16 protein-coding genes and 1 pseudogene are annotated in these 18,332 nt (G+C 70.7%); 3 read left to right on the forward strand and 14 right to left on the reverse strand.

Annotation, left to right across the window (positions count from 1 at the left end):
* Window positions 1–6: 6 nt before the first annotated feature.
* The 10 genes and pseudogenes from AC07EJ_RS37065 to hemL all read right to left on the reverse strand — a co-directional run bounded on the left by AC07EJ_RS37065 (window position 7) and on the right by hemL (window position 10,074).
* Window positions 7–555 (reverse strand): SRPBCC domain-containing protein, encoded by a 549-nt coding sequence (locus AC07EJ_RS37065; RefSeq protein WP_389485981.1) that lies wholly within the window; start codon window positions 553–555, stop codon window positions 7–9.
* 65 nt (window positions 556–620) lie between these two features.
* On the reverse strand, window positions 621–1,610 hold the full coding sequence (locus tag AC07EJ_RS37070) for a CU044_5270 family protein (protein ID WP_478885910.1): 990 nt from the start codon (window positions 1,608–1,610) through the stop codon (window positions 621–623).
* Window positions 1,607–2,238, reverse strand: a pseudogene (locus AC07EJ_RS37075) (RNA polymerase sigma factor). Before AC07EJ_RS37075 ends, AC07EJ_RS37070 begins: the two are co-directional and overlap by 4 nt.
* Window positions 2,239–2,311: 73 nt before the next feature.
* Entirely contained in the window at window positions 2,312–3,403 is a 1,092-nt protein-coding gene (gene ccsB, locus AC07EJ_RS37080) for a c-type cytochrome biogenesis protein CcsB (protein ID WP_389485985.1), read from the reverse strand.
* Window positions 3,400–5,100 carry a cytochrome c biogenesis protein ResB gene (resB, locus tag AC07EJ_RS37085; RefSeq protein ID WP_389485986.1) on the reverse strand — a complete coding sequence of 567 codons (1,701 nt, stop codon included), beginning with the start codon at window positions 5,098–5,100 and terminating at the stop codon, window positions 3,400–3,402. The genes ccsB and resB overlap by 4 nt, the downstream gene beginning before the upstream one ends.
* Before the next feature lie 3 nt (window positions 5,101–5,103).
* Window positions 5,104–5,880 carry a cytochrome c biogenesis CcdA family protein gene (locus tag AC07EJ_RS37090; protein WP_393586943.1) on the reverse strand — a complete coding sequence of 259 codons (777 nt, stop codon included), beginning with the start codon at window positions 5,878–5,880 and terminating at the stop codon, window positions 5,104–5,106.
* Between the two features lie 6 nt (window positions 5,881–5,886).
* Complete coding sequence (locus tag AC07EJ_RS37095) at window positions 5,887–6,507, reverse strand: TlpA family protein disulfide reductase (protein WP_389485991.1); 621 nt, start codon at window positions 6,505–6,507, stop codon at window positions 5,887–5,889.
* A gap of 99 nt (window positions 6,508–6,606) precedes the next feature.
* Entirely contained in the window at window positions 6,607–7,851 is a 1,245-nt protein-coding gene (locus AC07EJ_RS37100; protein ID WP_389485993.1) for a polysaccharide deacetylase family protein, read from the reverse strand.
* A 166-nt stretch (window positions 7,852–8,017) separates the two neighbouring features.
* Window positions 8,018–8,713 carry a histidine phosphatase family protein gene (locus tag AC07EJ_RS37105; protein WP_100597987.1) on the reverse strand — a complete coding sequence of 232 codons (696 nt, stop codon included), beginning with the start codon at window positions 8,711–8,713 and terminating at the stop codon, window positions 8,018–8,020.
* The gene (hemL, locus tag AC07EJ_RS37110; protein ID WP_478885911.1) at window positions 8,710–10,074 is read right to left on the reverse strand and encodes a glutamate-1-semialdehyde 2,1-aminomutase; all 1,365 of its coding nucleotides are present in this window, start codon (window positions 10,072–10,074) and stop codon (window positions 8,710–8,712) included. The genes AC07EJ_RS37105 and hemL overlap by 4 nt, the downstream gene beginning before the upstream one ends.
* Window positions 10,075–10,357: 283 nt before the next feature.
* On the opposite strand from hemL, the gene AC07EJ_RS37115 reads away from it, so the two are divergent.
* A complete protein-coding gene (locus AC07EJ_RS37115) occupies window positions 10,358–10,963 on the forward strand; it encodes a hypothetical protein (RefSeq protein WP_362908553.1) in 606 nt (201 codons plus the stop codon).
* Between the two features lie 66 nt (window positions 10,964–11,029).
* Here AC07EJ_RS37115 and AC07EJ_RS37120 read toward each other — a convergent pair whose 3' ends face one another.
* The gene (locus tag AC07EJ_RS37120; RefSeq protein WP_389485997.1) at window positions 11,030–12,496 is read right to left on the reverse strand and encodes a sensor histidine kinase; all 1,467 of its coding nucleotides are present in this window, start codon (window positions 12,494–12,496) and stop codon (window positions 11,030–11,032) included.
* A gap of 2 nt (window positions 12,497–12,498) precedes the next feature.
* Window positions 12,499–13,206, reverse strand: a complete 708-nt coding sequence (locus tag AC07EJ_RS37125; protein ID WP_389486032.1) for a response regulator transcription factor — start codon at window positions 13,204–13,206, stop codon at window positions 12,499–12,501.
* A 210-nt stretch (window positions 13,207–13,416) separates the two neighbouring features.
* Here AC07EJ_RS37125 and AC07EJ_RS37130 point away from each other — a divergent pair, with 210 nt between their 5' ends.
* Together AC07EJ_RS37130 and AC07EJ_RS37135 are read left to right on the forward strand one after the other, a co-directional pair.
* On the forward strand, window positions 13,417–14,679 hold the full coding sequence (locus AC07EJ_RS37130) for a glycosyltransferase family 4 protein (RefSeq protein WP_478885912.1): 1,263 nt from the start codon (window positions 13,417–13,419) through the stop codon (window positions 14,677–14,679).
* A 383-nt stretch (window positions 14,680–15,062) separates the two neighbouring features.
* Window positions 15,063–16,520, forward strand: a complete 1,458-nt coding sequence (locus AC07EJ_RS37135; RefSeq protein WP_478885913.1) for a hypothetical protein — start codon at window positions 15,063–15,065, stop codon at window positions 16,518–16,520.
* A 37-nt stretch (window positions 16,521–16,557) separates the two neighbouring features.
* Here the strand turns inward: AC07EJ_RS37135 and AC07EJ_RS37140 are convergent, their stop codons facing one another.
* Window positions 16,558–17,172 (reverse strand): FMN reductase, encoded by a 615-nt coding sequence (locus AC07EJ_RS37140; protein WP_389486003.1) that lies wholly within the window; start codon window positions 17,170–17,172, stop codon window positions 16,558–16,560.
* Entirely contained in the window at window positions 17,169–18,293 is a 1,125-nt protein-coding gene (locus AC07EJ_RS37145) for an LLM class flavin-dependent oxidoreductase (RefSeq protein WP_478885919.1), read from the reverse strand. The genes AC07EJ_RS37140 and AC07EJ_RS37145 overlap by 4 nt, the downstream gene beginning before the upstream one ends.
* Window positions 18,294–18,332 lie beyond the last annotated feature (39 nt).

Raw genomic sequence — 18,332 nt, forward strand, 5'->3', positions numbered from 1 at the left:
TCCCGCTCACTGCGGAGCCTTGAGATAGCCGTCCCGGAGCTCCTGCCATCGGGACGGGGTCCAGGCCGCCCAGGCCTCGTCGTCCGTCGGGTGCCCGTCGAGCGCGGCGGCCAGGTGCTCGAAGTGGTCGTGCCAGGCGGCCAGGTGGTCCAGGCGCTCCGCGTCGTCGCCGTCGATCTCGCCGGTGAACCGCAGGGTCGTCGTCTCGGGGGCCGTCGGCTCCAGGTGGAAGCGCATGCGGCCGGGCGGGCCTTCGAGCGTGTACTCGGCGACGCGCTCGCCGTCCCACGCGGTGACGTGGCCCTGGTGGGCGCGCCCGTTGTTGAGCCACCGCAGCGTGACCGCCCCGCCGAGCCGTGGTTCGAGCACATCGGCGGCGGCCAGCCACCCCGGCAGCCCGGCCGGGGTGGCCACCGCAGCCCACACCTCCTCCACCGGGTGGGGAAGAGGGATCGTGAAGTGCAGGGTGTGGGTGTGACCCTCGGTCCGGCTCGTGCCGGGCGCGACGGGCGTGGCGGATGCCGCGGCCTCGGTGGGGTGGCTGGATTCGGTCATACCTCCAGGCTGGCGCGCCCGCACGTTTCGCGCACCTGTACGGACGGGGATCCGCTGCCCACCCCCTACGGCCGCTGCCCCGGCTTGTCCACGACGGCCCGTTTCACGACCGCCGTGTTGCTCGTGACCTGGCCCTTCTTCACCCCGCCCGACCAGGCTTCGGTGGCGACGGTGCGCTCGCCCAGGAACTCGTGCGTCTTCACATCGAAGATCCACTCGTCGCGGCTCGGGTTGTCCGGGTCCTTGCGGGCCACGGCGATACCGGGCCGGCCCGAGGCGTCCTTCACCCCCTTCACCACGGTCACGCCGGGGATCCTGGCGGCGGCCCGGTAGAGCGCGGCGCCCACCTCCGGCGGCACGAGCGCGTCCCTGATCAGATCGCCGACCAGCACGAACATGGCCTGGTCGGTCTGCTGGCCGCTCTGCCCCGGGGCCGTCCTGCGCAGCCAGCGCAGCATCGCGTCGGGGTCGGTGGGCAAGGTGGACAGGTGCCGGTAGCTGGTGGACGTGTCGTAGCCGGGCTCGCCCGGGTCCGGCCCGACCTCGGTCGGCCACTGGCCGCGCCCCTTCTCGCGTACGAGTCCCTTGCGGGATCCGTCCACGGACTGCCAGATCTCCTGCCGGTGCAGCGGCGGGCTCTTCGTCTTCATGCCCTCGCCGCTCTGCGAGTACGACACGAGGCTGTCGACGTAGACGAACTGGTCGTCGCGGATGCGGCCGGGCGTATCGGAGTGCTCGGCGGCCAGCGCGACGTCCTCCAGGAGCGCCACGGCCTCCTTGGTGGGCGGCGGGGCGCCCGCGCCGTCCGAAGGCAGGGCGACGAACGTGACGGCAGCCGCGGTCGCCACGGCGACGGCGGCGAACGTGGGCCGCAGCCACTTCCGGCGGCGCGGTGCCTGCGCGGATGCCTCGGTCTCCCGGATCTCGGTCTCGCGGATCTCGGTCTCGCGGATCTCGGTCTCGCGGATCTCGGTCTCGCGGATCTCGGTCATCAGATGCTCCTTGAGGAGTCGGTGCCGGCCCGGCGGAAGGTCCTTCTCAGGAAGCGCGTTCATCGGTTCCCCTCCTGTATGGGCCCGGCCACGGGAGCGTGGCCGCCTTTCATCTGTCCGTCGGGGTGCGGGAGTTCCATGGCGCGGGCGAGTTTCCTGCGGGCTCTGAAGAGCCGGAGCGGACCGTGCCGACGGGGATGCCGAGCGCCGTGGCGGCGGCCGGGTAGTCGAGGCCCGACCAGACGCACAGGGCGAGCACCTCGCGTTCGGGGCGCCGCAGCGTGGCCAGCGCGGTGTGGACGAGGGCTATGCGGGCCTGGTCGTCGATGCGGCCCGCGACGTCGTCGGCGAAGTCGGCCTCGGCCTCCGCGCACGGGAGGCGGGAGACGGCGGCGGCGTGTCTGCGGGTGGCGCGGCGCAGGTTGCGCGTGACGTTCGTGGCGACGCCGAGCAGCCAGGGCCGCAGCGAGCCGCCCTCGGGCTCGACCCTGTCGCGCAGCCGCCACGCTTCGAGGAAGGTCAGCGAGACGACTTCCTCGGCGGTCGACCAGTCACCGGTCAGGCTGTAGGCGTGGTTGTAGACGGACCGGGCGTAGGCGTCGAAGAGCTCGCCGAACGCGTCGGCGTCACCGTCCCTCACCCGGGTTCTGCGTGCTTGATGTGCCCCCTGATTCCTCTTCACGTCCCCCATCTGTCCGTACGACGACGGCCGGTTCCCGTGACTCACGTCACATGAGAACCGGCCGTTGTCGGCTGTCGCGGTGTCAGACGCCGGCGTAGGAGTGCTTGCCGGTGACGAAGATGTTGACGCCGTAGTAGTTGAAGAGCCAGCAGCCGAAGGCGATGAGGGCCAGATAGGCGGCCTTGCGGCCCTTCCAGCCTGCGGTCGCGCGGGCGTGCAGGTAGCAGGCGTACGCGACCCAGGTGATGAACGCCCAGGTCTCCTTGGGGTCCCAGCCCCAGTAGCGGCCCCACGCGTCGCCGGCCCAGATCGCGCCCGCGATGATCGTGAACGTCCACAGCGGGAAGACGGCCGCGTTCACGCGGTAGGAGAACTTGTCGAGCGAGGCCGCGGCGGGCAGGCGCTCCATGACGGAGGTCGCGAACTTTCCGGGCGTGCCGCCGGTCGCCAGCTTGTTCTCGTACGCGTCACGGAACAGGTAGAGCAGCGTGCTGACCGCGCCCACGTAGAACACCGCGCCGCAGAAGATCGCCGTGGAGACGTGGATGTACAGCCAGTACGAGTGAAGGGCGGGAACCAACTGGTCGCTGGCGGTGTACAAGACAGTGACAGCGAGGCCGAGATCGAGGAGGACCGTGGTGACCAGCGGGAGGCCGAGCCAGCCGATGTTCTTCTTCGCCAGCATCAGTCCGAGGTACACGGCGACGGCGACAGTGGAGAAGGTGATGTTGAACTCGTACATGTTGCCCCACGGCGCGCGCTCCACGGAGAGCGCGCGGGTGAGAACACCACTCGCCTCGACGAGGAACGCGAGCACGGTGAGGGACACCGCGATACGGCCGTAGAGGTCGCCCTGTTCGTCGCCCGCGGAGGCGCCCGGGCCGTCCGGCACGTCACGCGCGCCGGAGACGGCGCGGGTCACGACGCTGGGCCGCTCCAGGACGGCTGTGCCGCCGCTCTTCTCCTTGACCTGCACCTTCACGGAGCCTGCCGCGGCAGTGCCGGCGCCCTTCTGCACCAGCGCGGCGGCCGTGCGGCCGACCTTGCTGCGGCTGCCGAAGACCCACTCGGCCATGTGCGCGAAGAAGGCCAGGAGGTACACGGCCATCGACGAGTAGATCAGCACATTGCTGATGTGCGCGAGATTCTCGTTGGTTGCGGCGGCGAGATTCACTTCTCAGCCCCTTCGGCAGGAACAGCAGGTTGGGGATCGGCGGCGCTGGGCGCCTGTTCGTGGAGGTGTGCGGCCAGGTCGCCGAGTTCTTCGGCCACCTTCGAGGATTCACTGCGCCCGAGACCGCCCATCTCGACGACGGTCACTCCGTCGGCTCCGGGGGTCGCCCGCACCCACACGCGGCGGCGCTGGATGAAGAGGGAGCCGGCGAGGCCCGCGATGGCGGCGAGCGCTCCGGCGAGGGCCCAGCCATCGCCGGGCTGGTGGGTGATCTGGAAGCTCGCCCACTGCTTGATGTCCTTGTCGAACGTGATCGACCCGGCACCGTTCGGAAGCTTCATGGTCTCGCCGGGCCGCAGCCGCGTCTTGAGCAGCTCACCCTTCGAATCCGTGAACTTCTTCATCTTGGAGGTGTCCAGTTGGTACACGTTCTGCGGGATACCCGAGTCGACACCCAGGCTTCCGTGGTACGCGGACACCGCGAGGACGGGGTAGTCGAGCGCGGGGAACTGGGAGAACATGTTGCCCTTCCCGGACCCCGCGAAGGTCGGCACGAAGAAGGCGTTGAAGCCGAGCTGTTCCCGCTTGCCGTTCTTGTCGCGGTAGCCGTCCATGATCTTGATGGCACCGGTGGAGGTGACGTTCGAGTCGATGGGCAGCAGCGGCACGGCCTGCCGGGAGACGATCTTGCCGCGGCCGTCCCGGACAGTGACGGTGGGCGCGTAGCCGTGGCCGTTGAGGTAGACCTTGGTGCCGTCGATGTCGAGGGGGTCGTTGACCTGGATCGCGGTCTTCTGGTCCTTGCCGTTCGCGCCGACGCTGTAGGTGACGTTGGCGCGGTAGATGCGCGGGCTGCCCTTGTTCGGCCCGTTGCGCTCGTACGTCCCGTCGAACTTGTCCAGCTGGAAGCTGAACGGCGTCAGGTCGGTGTCGGAGTTGAAGAGGTTGCCCGACTTGAAGTCGTCGTACATCGGCAGGGCGTTGGAGAAGCCTCCGTCGCCCTCGACCATCAGCTTGCCGCCCTCGGACTTGAAGAGCTGGCCCCAGGCGAAGGCGATCAGCATCACGATCAGCGCCATGTGGAAGATCAGGTTGCCGGCCTCGCGCAGATAGCCCTTCTCGGAGGCGACGGCGTCACCGGCGATGTGGGCGCGGAAGCGGCGCTTGCGCAGGATTTCGAGGGCTGCCGCGCGGACCTGCTCGGGCTCGGTGTCGGTGCGCCAGGTCGCGGAGGCGGGCAGGTGCGTGAAGCGCTTGGGGGCGCCCGGGGCGCGGCCGCGCAGCTGGCCGACGAACTGCCAGGTGCGCGGGACGATGCAGCCGATGAGGGAGATGAACAGCAGGATGTAGATCGCGGAGAACCACACAGAGCTGTAGACGTGGAACAGACCCAGCTTGTCGTAGACCGGCGAGACCGTGGTGTGCGCGTCCTTGAACGTCTGCACCTTCATCTCGTCGACCCCGGACTGCGGGATGAGCGAGCCGGGGATCGCCCCGAGCGAGAGCAGGAAGAGCAGGATCAGCGCGACGCGCATCGAGGTGAGCTGCCGCCAGAACCAGCGGACCCAGCCGATGACGCCAAGCCGGGGCAGGTTCGGGCTGCGGTCCTCCTGCGGTGCGGTGGACAGGTGCGAGCCGGCCGCGCCGAGCTCGTCGCCGCTCACCTCGCCGGTCTTGTCGGATTCAGTCGTGCTCATGGATCAGATTCCCACCGTGAAGCCGTCGGACCAGGTCTGCATCTGCTGGACGAGGGTGTCCCAGGCTCCTGTGAGCAGCAGCACTCCGGTAAAGATCATCATGATGCCGCCGATCCGCATCACCCAGGCGTAGTGCTTCTTGACCCAGCCGAAGGCACCGAGCGCCTTGCGGAAGGCGATCGCGGCGAGCACGAAGGGGATGCCGAGCCCGGCGCAGTACGCAACGGTCAGTATGGCCCCGCGGCCCGCGCTCGCCTCGTTGAACGAGAGGGCGGTCACGGAAGCGAGCGTCGGCCCGATGCAGGGGGTCCAGCCGATGCCGAAGAGGGCACCGAGCACCGGAGCGCCGATCAGCCCGGTCACCGGCCGCTTGTGGAAGCGGAATTCACGCTGGGTGAGCCAGGGCATCATCCCCATGAAGAAGATCCCCATGAGGACCATCAGGACACCGAGGATCTTGGTGAGGGTGTCCTGGTACTCCTGGAGCGTCGAGCCGAAGTAGCCGAAGAGGGCCCCGCCGGAGACGAAGACGGCGGTGAAGCCGAGGACGAACAGTCCGGCGCCCAGGGCCATCCGGCCCCGCCGGGCGTCGGCCAGGTCGGTGCCGCTGACCCCCGTCACGTACGACAGGTAGCCGGGGACGAGAGGCAGGACGCAGGGCGAGAAGAACGAGAGGAGGCCGCCGAGCACGGCGATCGGCAGAGCGAGCAGGAGCGCACCGCTCTCGACGGTCTGGCCCACTCCGCCTTCAGCGGCGAGAGCGGTGAGCGTGGCGTGCACCGTCGCTCACTTCTCCGCGATCACGGGGTCGACCATCTTGCGCAGCTTGTCCTCGCTGAGCGCGCGCAGCGAGCGGGCGGCGATCTTGCCGTCGCGGTCGATGACGAGCGTGGACGGGATCGACTGCGGGTTGAGGGTGCCCTTCTCGAACCGCAGCATCAGCTTGCCCGAGGGGTCGTAGAAGCTCGGGTACGGGATGTCGTGGTCCTTCTCGAACTGGAGGGCCGGTTCGGTCTGCGCATCACGCGTGTTGATGCCGATGAACTGGACGTCCTTGCCCTTTGTCTCGTTCGCGACCTTGGCGAAGTAGTTGGCCTCGGCGCGGCACGGCGGGCACCAGGAGCCCCACACGTTCAGGACGATGACCTTGCCCTTGTAGTCGGCGAGGTCGAGGGGCTTGCCCTCCAGATCCTTGCCGTCCAGCTTGGGCGCGGAGTGCCGGTCGCCCTTGTCGACGGTGGAGATGCCGCCGGAGTTCGTCACGAAGTTGGTGTTGTTGCCGCCGCCCGACGTTCCGCCCGAGCTGCACGCGGAGAGCGTCAGCGCAGCGACCGCGGCTCCCGCGGCGAGGAGGGCGGTTCGGCGCTTGGATGCAGCGAGGGGGGAAACGCGGCAGTCGGCACTCATGTGAAAAGTTTCGCATGTCTGTTTAGGGGATCTTCCGCACCCCCCTTGCGTACGGAAAACCCCATTTCAGGAGGGGTCATTCAGGGGTCGGCGCGGCGCTCAAGCCGCGGCCTTCAGATAGCTCTTCCAGCCACCGTCGGGGCGCACCCCGACGTCGAGCGAGCGCAGCTTGTCGAGGACCTCCGGGTCCTGGACGTCCAGCCAGTCGACGAACTGCCGGAAGGAGACGAGGCGTACGTCCTTCTTGCCGGCGATGTGCTTGAGGGCTTCCTCGACGGAGTCCATGTAGATCCCGCCGTTCCACTGCTCGAAGTGGTTGCCTATGAAAAACGGTGCCCGGTTTGTCTCGTATGCCCGCGTGAAGCCTGCTATGTAGGCCTCGGCCGACTGCTTTCGCCAGCGCGGGTAGTTGTAGGACGGCGCGTTGGTCGAGTTCACCGACTGATTGGCCAGCATGTTGTAGTCCATCGAGAGCACCTCGAAGCTGTGCCCGGGGAACGGCACGGCCTGCAGCGGCAGATCCCACACCCCGCCTCGCTTGGAGGGCCAGCGCTGCCGGCCGCCCGGCGACGAGGCGTCGTAGCGCCAGCCGAGCTCGCGGGCCGTGGGCAGCAGATTGTCCTGACCGAGCAGACAGGGCGTGCGGCCGCCGACGAGTTCCTTCTCGTAGTCGAAGGGCAGCGAGGGCAGGTCGTGCCAGCCCGTGTTCGTACGCCACTCCTTGACGAACGACTTGGCCTGGTCGATCTCGCTGCGCCACTGCGCCGGGGTCCAGTTGGCGACGGTGCCGGTGCCCGCGCAGAAGTGGCCGTTGAAGTGCGTGCCGATCTCATGGCCTTCCAGCCAGGCCTGGCGGACGTACTTCAGCGTCTCCTTGATGTGGGCGTCGGTGAGATAGCCGATGTCCGAGGCGCCGACCCCGTTGTTCGGCGGGCGGTAGAGCCGCTTCTTCGACTCCGGCAGCAGATAGAGACCGGAGAGGAAGAACGTCATGTGCGCGCCGTGGTTCTCGGCCAGTTCGAGGAAGCGTGGGAAGAGACCGTTGCCGACCTCTCCCGCACCGTCCCAGGAGAAGATCACGAACTGCGGTGGCGTCTGGCCGGGTTCGAGGGGGACGGGCCTGCCCGGCTGGTTCGGCTGCTTGCCGGTGTACGACGTCGAGCCGTCACCGATCGGCCGGGCCGCGGGCTTGTCGGGCTTGCCGGCCCCGCCACCCTTGGGCTCCCCGCCCGGCACGGACGCCCCGCCGCCCTGCCCGTTACTGGTACCGCACCCGGCGAGCGCGGCGGCTGCCGCCGCCCCCGCTCCGAGCCCGATCAGTCCCCTTCGTGTGATGTCCGGCATTTCCCTGGTCCCCATTCGTCGCGCCCCGTTCCCGTACGAGACGGGCACCCCGTTAGAGGGCGCGACGAACACTGCGGTTCCGGCAGGGAGAGCAAATTTGGGCACTGCCGACGGGTATGCGGCGAATGCCGCTTCGACGGTCGACCAGCGCCTTTGCGGACGCGACCTAGGCGCCGAACGCCTTGTCCTTCCCCTTCACAGGCTTGGCGCCCGCGAGGAGATGGGCCGGCACCAGGTCGCGCGCGGGCTCCGTGTAGCCCACGGACACGATCTTGTCGCCGCGATAGGTGAACGTCGTGAGCGAGGCGAGGGTGCACTGCCGCTTGCGCGGGTCGTGCCACAGCCGCCGCTTCTCCACGAAGCTGCGCACGATCCAGATCGGCAGCTGATGGCTGACGCACACCGCCTCGTGCCCGCGCGCCGCGTCCTTCGCCGCGTCGAGGGCGCCCATCATCCGCACGACCTGCTCGACGTACGGCTCGCCCCAAGACGGCTTGAACGGGTTGACGAGGTGCTTCCAGTTCTCCGGCTTGCGCAGCGCGCCGTCGCCGACGCCGAAGGTCTTGCCCTGGAAGACGTTGCCCGCCTCGATGAGCCGGTCGTCGGTCGCCAGGTCGAGCCCGTGCGCCTTCGCGATCGGCGTCGCCGTCTCCTGCGCCCGGTCCAGCGGCGAGGCCACGACATGAGTCACGTCACGCGAGGACAGGTGCTCGGCGACCCGGTCGGCCATCTGCCGGCCGAGCTCGGAGAGGTGGTAGTCGGGCAGCCGCCCGTACAGGATCCCCTCCGGGTTGTGCACCTCTCCGTGCCGCATCACATGGACGACGGTGATGTCCTGGTCGGACTTGCCGGCAGTGGTCATGCTTGCGTGGCCTCCGCAGCCGCGCGCGCGGCACCGGGGAGCGCGGCGGCGATGCGCTCGACCGCCCGCTCGTCATGGGCAGTGGAGACGAACCAGGACTCGAAGGCCGACGGCGGCAGATAGACGCCCTGCGCCAGCATCGAGTGGAAGAACGCGGTGAAGCGGAAGGCCTCCTGGCGCTTCGCGTCCTCGTAGTTGCGCACCTCGTCCTCAGTGAAGAACACGGAGAACATGTTGGAGGCGCTCTGCACGCGGTGCGCGACACCCTCCTTGGTGAGCGCGGCGCTCACCAGGGTCCGCAGCTCCGCGGAGACGGCGTCGATCGTCGCGTACGCGGCGTCGTCGAGCAGCCGCAGCTGCGCGACACCGGCCGCCGTCGCGATCGGGTTCCCGGACAGCGTGCCCGCCTGGTAGACGGGGCCCGCCGGGGCGAGGTGCCCCATGACGTCCGCGCGGCCACCGAACGCGGCGGCCGGGAAGCCACCGCCCATGACCTTGCCGAACGTCATCAGGTCGGGCGCCACCCCGTCGACGCCGTACCAGCCGGCCTTCGACGTGCGGAAGCCGGTCATGACCTCGTCGGAGATGTACAGCGCGCCGTTGTCGCGGCACAGGTCCGCGAGGCCCTGGTTGAAGCCGGCGAGCGGCGGCACGACGCCCATGTTGCCCGGCGACGCCTCGGTGATGACACAGGCGATCTGGCCCTCGTTCGCGGCGAACGCGGCCCGCACGGCGTCGAGGTCGTTGTACGGGACGACGATGGTGTCGCCCGCCTGGGCGCCGGTCACACCCGGGGTGTCCGGCAGCCCGAAGGTCGCCAGGCCCGAACCCGCGGCGGCGAGCAGCGCGTCCACGTGCCCGTGGTAGCAGCCGGCGAACTTGATCACCTTGGCGCGCCCGGTGAACCCGCGGGCGAGCCGGATCGCGGACATGGTCGCCTCGGTCCCGCTGGACACCAGCCGCACCTGCTCGACCGGCGCGATCCGCGCGACGATCTCCTCGGCCAGGGCCACCTCGCCCTCACCCGGCGTACCGAAGGACGTGCCGCGCGCGACGGCGTCCTGGACGGCCGCGATGACCTCGGGACGGGAATGGCCGAGGATCATCGGTCCCCAGGAGCAGACGAGGTCGACGTACTCGCGACCGTCGGCATCCGTGAGGTACGGACCGGTACCGGACACCATGAACCGGGGCGTACCGCCCACGGCACGGAACGCGCGCACGGGCGAGTTCACGCCGCCCGGCGTCACGAGGGCCGCGCGGTCGAAGAGACCCTGCGAGACCGGTGCTTCATAGGGGTACGGTGCGGTCGCGCCCGACGGCGGCGCCGCGGGCCCGGGGATGTTGTTCGCCTCTGCCATGCCTCTCAGCGTACGGGCAGCCTCTCCGGAGCCCGGCTCATCCCCTGCTTCTCTGGCCACGGCGGGAACCGACTACCTAAACTCCCAGGGGATGGGCCGCTCGCGGACAGTTCACGCTGCACGCCGGCACGGGGTTCGCTCCCCGGCCCGCGCAGGTGTTTCACCGCACGTTTCGGCGAGTGACCGTGGGGGAGGTCACTGACACGATGATCGGGTTGCGCGGTGGTGGCCGCGCGGCCTAGAAAAGGGGCCAGGCGCCCTGGAAAAGCAGTCGGGTGGAGATATGCATCGCGGTGGCGGACTGGGCGAGGGGACCGACGATCTGGGCCCCCGGCGTGCCCGGCGGGGAAAGCACCGGCGCGACGCGGAGGCGGCAGCGGCTGCAGCATCAGCGGAAGAAGCGGACGCCGGGCAGGCACTGAGCGGGACCGGGAGCAGGAATGGTGGCCGGGTGGGGGTGACGTACAAATACTTCGGCGCGCCCGACGGCGCCACGGCGGCCCGTGTCCCCATCTCGATGCGCCCCGAGGAGCTCGGCGGTGACGAGCTCGGCATGGGCGGCATGTTCACCAAGATCAAGCCGGAGACGATGGCCGCGATGGTCCTCACCGGCATAGAGGGCATACCCCTGCACAAGGTCCCCCCGCTGGAACTGGTCGTTCTGCATCCCGACTACGCCGTCGTGAAGCTGCCCATGACGGTCGTCGACCCGCTGCGCGGCGTCGGCGAGGAGGCCGTGGGCGCCGCGGCGTTCATCTGGTCGACGGTCCCGGACCGCGGCGGCCCGCGCGACGCGTTCTACGTGTACCAACTGCTGCACGAATGGCAGGACTTCAGCCACCGGCTGCACGACGCGGGACACCAGGCCTACTGCCTCGTCTGGCCCTGACCGCCCACGCCACACCCCGCCGGCCTCAGTCCCGCTCCCCCGGCACCCCCCGCACCGTGAACCCGATCACCGCGCCTCCGGCACCCCCCGCACCGTGAACCCGATCACCGCTCCCCCGCCTGGCCGCCCCTTCGCGAACGGCTCGCCGCCGTGGGCCGCCGCCACCTCCTGGACGATGGAAAGGCCGAGGCCGGAGCCCGGCAGGCTGCGGGCGGCCGGCGCGCGGTAGAAGCGGTCGAAGACCCGGTCCAGGTCCGAGTCCGCGATGCCGGGACCCCGGTCGAGCACCTCGACGCGCACGCCGTCCGGAAGGCCTCCCGTGACCACGATCTCGATCGGCTCCGTACCGTCGCGGTCGAACTTGGCGGCGTTCTCCACCAGGTTGGACACCGCGCGCTGGAGCGAGGCGGGGCGGCCCTGGATCACTGTGTCGCCCCGCGAACGCACCGTGACCGTGCGGCCCGTGCGGCGGCGCGCGAGGACCGCGGTGTCCTCGGCCGTCTCGGCGAGCGCCAGCTCGACGACCGGCTCGTCGTCCTCCTTGCCCGCGGCCAGCTCCACCAGCTCGTTGACCAGATCGGTCAGTTCACGCGACTCCAGCGCCAGGTCGGCGATCAGCTCCTCGCGGGCGGCGGGCGGCAGGTCCTCGATACGGCGCAGCAGCGAGATGTTCGTACGCAGTGAGGTGAGCGGCGTGCGCAGTTCGTGACCGGCGTCCTGCACCAGGCGGCGCTGGTCCTCCATGGAGCGCGCCAGGCGCCCCAGCATCCGGTCGAAGGACCGGCCGAGGCTGCCCACCTCGTCGCCGCCGGTGACCGGCACCCGCACATCGAGGTGTCCCGTCCCCGCCACGTCCTCCGCCGCCTCCGCCAGCCGTACCAGACGCCCCGTGATCCGGCGCGCCAGCCACCAGCCGACGAGACCCGCCGCCACGATCACGGAACCCGCCAACAGGCCCGTGCGCTGCTGGAGTTCACGCAGCAGATCCTCCGTGTCGCTGAACTCCTGCGCGACCTGCACGGCGCCCCGCCCGCCGCCCAGCGACACGGCCGTCAGCCGGTACGCGTCCCCGCCGATCTCCACATCGCGCCGCGATCCGCCCTTCTCCGCCCCGTCGGCCTCCTCCGTCACACCGGCGTGCGCCTCGTCCGCGGTGCGCCGGTCGGCCGCGTTCACCGGCAGCCGCGGGCTGCCGCGGTCGACGATCCGGCCGCCCGGCCCGAGCACCTGCACGTCCGTGCGGGCCGGCCGGATCAGGTCATCGCGCGGCCCGTCGTGGTCGGGGTCCCCCGACGCGAAGTCGTACGGGGTGAGCTTGGCCTCCTTCACCTGCTGCCGCAGATCGGTGACCACCTCGTCGAACACGGCCTGCTGGTCCACGCGGACGAGCCGCGCCGCGGCGTCGTAGGAGAGGAAGCCGACCAGGACCGTGACGGCCGCCGCGACGGCCGCGAACGACACGGCGAACGTGGTCCGCAGGGACCGGGCGCGCGGCCGCCCGTGCAGGAACGCGCGCAGGCGGCGGCGCGGCATCCTCAGTCCTCCCGCAGCACGTAGCCGACGCCGCGCACGGTGTGGATCAGGGAGTCGGCGCCTCGTTCGTCGACCTTGCGGCGCAGGTAGCCGACGTAGACGGCCAGGTTCTTCGACCCCGGACCGAAGTCGTAGCCCCAGATGCGGTCGTAGATCGTGGCGTGGTCGAGGACGATGCCGGCGTTGCGGACGAGCAGTTCCAGGAGGTCGAACTCGGTGCGGGTGAGTTCCAGTTCGCGCTCCCCGCGCCAGGCACGCCGGGCCTGCGGGTCCATCCTGAGGTCGGCCGCCGCGACCTGGCCGTCGATCTCGGGCGACACGTCGCGCCCGTCGCGCCCGTCGTCGGACGGCGCGCCACTGGTGCGGCGCAACAGGGCACGGAGCCGCGCGAAGACCTCGTCCACGTCGAAGGGCTTCACGACGTAGTCGTCCGCGCCCGCGTCCAGGCCCGCGATCCGGTCGGGCGTCTCGACGAGCGCCGTCAGCATCAGGATCGGCGTGCGGTCACCCTCGGCGCGCAGCACACGGCACACCTGAAGGCCGTCGATGCCCGGCATCATCACGTCCAGGACGAGGATGTCGGGCGCGCTGCGGTGCGCCTGAGCGATCGCCTCCACCCCGTCGGCGACGGCCGTGACCTCGTAACCCTCCAGAGTCAGGGCCCGTTCAAGGGCATGGCGGATGGCACGGTCGTCCTCGGCGAGCAGCACGGTCGGGGACGCGGCGCGGGGCGTGGCGGACGCGGGGATTGGGGACACGCGTTCCAGTGTGCCCCCCGGGCCCAGCGGCATACCCCCTGACCAAGGGCCTGCCGGACGCCTTCTTACCCGCCTCTCACCCCGGCGGGAACGGCGGCTTACCTCGCTGGACCAGGCTCCCGCCGTATGTCGCGGGCACCGGGCCCGCCGGGAGGGCTGTCCATGAAGATCGTGTTCCTGCTGCACAACGCGTACGCGATCGGCGGGACCGTGCGGACCACGCTCAACCTCGCCGCGGCGCTCGCCGGGCGCGGCGGCCACGACGTGGAGATCGTCTCGATGTCCCGGCACCGCGAGGTGCCGCGCTTCACGGTCGACCCCGCCGTCTCACTGGTCCCGCTCGTCGACACGCGCATCGGCAGCGCCGACCCGCAGTACGCGGCGTACGAGGAGCCCGCGCGGGACTTTCCCGCCGCCGAGAAGCGCCACAAGCAGTACACCCGTCTGCACGATCTGCGTGTGCGCGAGTACCTGGAGCGCTGCGACGCTGACGTCGTGATCGGTACGCGCCCCGGCATCAACGTCTATCTGGCGATGTACGGCCCGCGCACCGCACTGCGCATCGGGCAGGAGCACCTGCGCCACGACGCCCACAGCAAGAAGCTGAGGGCGGTGCTCGCCCGCCACTACCGCTCCCTCGACGCCGTCGTCACCATGACCGCGGCGGACGCCGAGGTGTACCGGGCCCGCATGACCCTGCCGGGCGTACGGGTCCTGTCGGTCCCGAACATCGTGCCGGAGGCGCCCTGCCCGCCGTCCGAGGGAAGCTCCAAGGTCATCGCGAGCGCCGGACGTCTCGCGCCCGGCAAGCGCTACGACCTGCTCCTGGAGTCGTTCGCCGCCGTCGCCGCGCGGCAGCCCGAGTGGCAGCTGCGGATCTACGGCGGCGGGCCCGAGGAGGCGAAACTGCGCGATCTCATCGCCGGGCTCGGCCTCACCGGGCGCGCCCACCTGATGGGGGCGCACTCACCCATCGAGCCGGAGTTCGCGAAGGCCTCGATCGTGGTGTCCGCGTCGGACGCGGAGTCCTTCGGGATGACGCTCGTCGAGGCGATGCGGTGCGGGGTTCCGGTGGTCAGCACGGACGCGCCGCTCGGCCCCGCCGAGATCATCACGGACGGCGTCGACGGCCGGCTCGTACCGGTCGGGGACTCGCGGGCCCTCGCCGAGGCGGTCGTCGACCTCATCCAGGACCCGCCGCACCGGCACGCCATGGCCCGTGCCGCGTTCGCGTCGGCCCGCCGCTACGACCCCGATCCGATCGTCGCCCGCTACGAGCTCCTGTTCGCCGAACTCCGAGAGACGCGACGCCTCAGGTCCTGGCAGCGGCTGCGCCACCGGGCGGCCGGCTGGGCGCGCCGCAAGACCCGTACGGCCCGCCGCCCGGCAAGGTCGTCCGTGTCCGGTACACCACGGCCCACGTGACTGACGAGGGGGAAGTCAACTTGACGACCAACGACGCACGACTCGGTACCCCCACCCCTGAACCGGCCCGCCCGCACGGCTCCAAGGCCCCCGGAGCCAAGCGGGACCGGGCCACCGAGGGCCGGGGCAGGCGGGCCGATCAAAACCGGCGGCGGCCCGCCCCCCGGCCCGACCCCCATCCGAAGCCCGCCCCATCCGCACCCGGCTCCGACGCCCGGCCGCATGCGGAAACGCGCACGGAAACGCAGACGGAAACGCGTACGGAGACGGGTACGGCAGCCACCGCTGCCCACCCGGAAGCGCATGCGTCAGCCGCCACCAGCCGCCGCACCGACCCCACTCCCAGCCGCCGAGCCGCCACCGCGTCCCCCGGTGCCACGGCCATGTCCCGGCCGCCGTCCTCCCCCTCCGCCACCACGTCCGACGCCCCCGGAAGGCGCCCCCGGGCCACCCCCTGGCTCGCGCTCGTCGCTCTCGCCTACGCCCTCGTTCAGTTCGTGCTCGTCGTGCCGCCGCTCGCGCACGCGCTGGGGTGGGACGAGACCGTGTACGTGTCGCAGTACGACCCGCGCATCCCCGCCGCCTTCTTCAGCGCGCCCCGCTCCCGTGGCATCAGCTTCCTGACCGCGCCGTTCATCGCGGCCACCCCCTCCGTGCTCGTCCTGCGCATCGCGCTCACGCTGCTCTCGTCGGCCGCCCTGTACGCCGCGTTCCGCGTATGGCGTCCCGTGGTCGGGGTCCGCACCACCGCCCTCGCCGCGCTGCTGTTCTCCGGGCTGTGGATCACCCAGATCTCCGGACCGCAGGCCATGCCCAACCTCTGGGTCGCGTTCGGCTCGGTCGCCGCGACCGGCTGGTTCCTGCGCGCGGTGATCCGGCGCGAACGACGCGCGAACTGGTGGCTCGCGGGCTGCGTCGCGGCGACCGCACTGTTCCGCGCCCCGGACGCCGTCTGGCTCGCCCTGCCCCTGATCGCCACGGCCCTGTTCCGTGGCCGCCGCACCCTGCCCTACCTCGCCGGCGGACTCGCGGCAGGCCTCGCCCAGTGGGTCGCGGAGGCGTACATCCGCTTCGGCTCCGTACAGAACCGGCTGCACGTGTCGAGCGCCACCGAGGGCGACATGGGCCTGCACCTCAACTTCGACAACGCCTGGGCCAGCCTCAACGGCCCCCTGCTGTGCCGCCCGTGCACGGCAACCCTGCACTCCCCCGGCCTCACCCTGTGGTGGCTGGCCCTCCCCGTCCTCGCCGCGGCCGCGCTCGCCTACGCCGTGCGCGAGCGCCGTCTCCTGCCGACCGCGCTCCCCCTCGCCGCCGCCGCCGCGCTCTCCGTGCCGTATCTGCTCATGATCGACTACTCGGCCCCGCGCTTCCTGCTCCCCGCGTACGCGCTCCTCGCACTGCCGGTCGCGGGCCTGATCACCCGTATCGGCTCACACCGCGCGCTCATCGCCGTAGGGCTGCTCATCGCGGCGCAGTTCGTCTCGCAGGCCACCGTCCTGTCCGAGGTCACCGCGTCCACCGCCACCACGAACCAGCGCTACCGCGCCGCCGCCGCCGATCTGCACGCCCTGGGCCTGCGCCCGCCCTGCCTGGTCTCGGGCCCGCGCGCCCTCCCCATCGCCTACGACGCGGGCTGCGCGTCCGCCCAGGTGGAGGGCAACAACGTCTCGACGACCGCCGCGGGCATCGTCGACCGCGCCACGAACGTGCCGACCGCCGTCCTCACGACAAAGGGACAGCGCCCACCGCGCTTCGCGCGCGACTGGACGCCGTATCCCCTGCACCACACGCCCGGCTGGACGGCCTGGCTCGCACCGGCCGGGCCGCGGGGCTCGTAACGGCTTCAGACGGGTCGAAGCTTCCCGAAACCGCTGCCTACTCCACCCGCAGCGCGGCAAGCTGCCGCTCGAAGGGGATGACGTCGTCGCCCCACTCCACCGGCGCGGGGCGGGCCGCCGCGAGGCCGGTCATGAGCCGCGCGAGCTCGCCGCCCGCCCGTTCGACGCGCTGCTCGAGCCCCTCCGCGCCCCAGTCCTGCGACGCCGCGTAGACGGCGGTCGGCACGACCACGGCCCGCAGATACGCGAACAGCGGACGCATCGCGTGCTCCAGGACGAGCGAGTGCCGCGGCGTGCCGCCGGTCGCCCCGACGAGCACCGGCTTCCCGGTGAGCGCGTCCTTGTCGAGCACGTCGAAGAACGACTTGAACAGACCGCTGTACGAGGCCGAGAACACCGGCGACACGGCGATCAGGCCGTCCGCCCCGGCCACCGCGTCGAGCGCCTCCCTGAGGGCGGGCCCGGGAAACCCGGTGACCAGGTTGTGGGCGATCTCGACGGCCAGGTCCCGCAGTTCGACGACGGTCACGTCCACGTCCACGCCCACGTCGGCGCCCGCGACCTGCGAGGTCACCGCCTGCGTGAGCCGGTCCGCGAGGATCCTGCTCGACGACGGGGCGCTCAGCCCCGCCGACACGACGACGAGCTTCATACGGTCGGCACCTCCGTCTCCTTCCGGCCCTGCTCCTGCTGGGCCTTCAGCTCCGCCTCCGCGACGCGCGACGCATGCGTCAGCGCGTCCGGCACGTTCGCCGGGCGGCTGTTCGCGAACTCCTTGCGCAGCACCGGCACGACCTCCTCGCCGAGGATGTCGAGCTGCTCCAGGACGGTCTTCAGGGGCAGACCGGCGTGATCCATCAGGAACAGCTGGCGCTGGTAGTCACCGACGTGCTCCCGGAAGCCGAGCGTCCGCTCGATCACCTGCTGCGGGGATCCCACGGTCAGTGGGGTCTGCGAGGTGAAGTCCTCCAGGGAGGGGCCGTGTCCGTAGACGGGCGCGTTGTCGAAGTACGGGCGGAACTCACGCACCGCGTCCTGCGAATTCTTGCGCATGAACACCTGGCCGCCGAGGCCGACGACGGCCTGCTCGGGGGCGCCGTGCCCGTAGTGGGCGAAGCGCCGGCGGTAGAGGTTCACCATCTGCTTGGTGTGCTCGATCGGCCAGAAGATGTTGTTGTGGAAGAACCCGTCGCCGTAGAACGCGGCCTGCTCGGCTATCTCCGGCGAGCGGATCGAGCCGTGCCACACGAAGGGCGCGACCCCGTCGAGCGGGCGCGGCGTCGAGGTGAAGGACTGCAGCGGCGTACGGAACTTGCCCTCCCACGTCACGACGTCCTCGTCCCACAGGCGGCGCAGCAGGGCGTAGTTCTCGACGGCGAGGCTGATGCCCTCGCGGATGTCCTTGCCGAACCAGGGGTAGACCGGGCCGGTGTTGCCGCGGCCCATCATCAGGTCGACCCGGCCGTCCGCGACGTGCTGGAGCATCGCGAAGTCCTCGGCGATCTTCACCGGGTCGTTCGTGGTGATCAGCGTCGTCGACGTGGAGAGGATCAGGTTCTCGGTGCGGGCCGCGAGGTAGCCGAGCATCGTGGTCGGCGAGGAGGGCACGAAGGGCGGGTTGTGGTGCTCGCCGGTGGCGAAGACGTCGAGCCCGACCTCCTCCGCCTTCAACGCGATGGCGAGCATGGCCTTGATGCGCTCGTGCTCACTCGGCGTACGGCCCGTCGTCGGATCGGCTGTGACGTCCCCGACGCTGAAGATCCCGAACTGCATGATGGCGCTCACCCTTCGAGGTTGTTGACGATTCAACTA

It is taken from the genome of Streptomyces sp. NPDC045026, assembly GCF_056432625.1.

Coding starts and splice junctions, on each gene's coding strand:
- AC07EJ_RS37140 (WP_389486003.1), bottom strand. CDS start 17,172: ATGAAGCTCGTCGTCGTGTCGGCGGGGCTGAGCGCCCCGTCGTCGAGC.
- AC07EJ_RS37105 (WP_100597987.1), bottom strand. CDS start 8,713: ATGACCACTGCCGGCAAGTCCGACCAGGACATCACCGTCGTCCATGTG.
- AC07EJ_RS37120 (WP_389485997.1), bottom strand. CDS start 12,496: ATGCCGCGCCGCCGCCTGCGCGCGTTCCTGCACGGGCGGCCGCGCGCC.
- AC07EJ_RS37115 (WP_362908553.1), top strand. CDS start 10,358: ATGCATCGCGGTGGCGGACTGGGCGAGGGGACCGACGATCTGGGCCCC.
- AC07EJ_RS37095 (WP_389485991.1), bottom strand. CDS start 6,507: ATGAGTGCCGACTGCCGCGTTTCCCCCCTCGCTGCATCCAAGCGCCGA.
- AC07EJ_RS37070 (WP_478885910.1), bottom strand. CDS start 1,610: ATGAACGCGCTTCCTGAGAAGGACCTTCCGCCGGGCCGGCACCGACTC.
- resB (WP_389485986.1), bottom strand. CDS start 5,100: ATGAGCACGACTGAATCCGACAAGACCGGCGAGGTGAGCGGCGACGAG.
- hemL (WP_478885911.1), bottom strand. CDS start 10,074: ATGGCAGAGGCGAACAACATCCCCGGGCCCGCGGCGCCGCCGTCGGGC.
- AC07EJ_RS37135 (WP_478885913.1), top strand. CDS start 15,063: ATGTCCCGGCCGCCGTCCTCCCCCTCCGCCACCACGTCCGACGCCCCC.
- AC07EJ_RS37145 (WP_478885919.1), bottom strand. CDS start 18,293: ATGCAGTTCGGGATCTTCAGCGTCGGGGACGTCACAGCCGATCCGACG.
- AC07EJ_RS37065 (WP_389485981.1), bottom strand. CDS start 555: ATGACCGAATCCAGCCACCCCACCGAGGCCGCGGCATCCGCCACGCCC.
- AC07EJ_RS37100 (WP_389485993.1), bottom strand. CDS start 7,851: ATGCCGGACATCACACGAAGGGGACTGATCGGGCTCGGAGCGGGGGCG.
- AC07EJ_RS37130 (WP_478885912.1), top strand. CDS start 13,417: ATGAAGATCGTGTTCCTGCTGCACAACGCGTACGCGATCGGCGGGACC.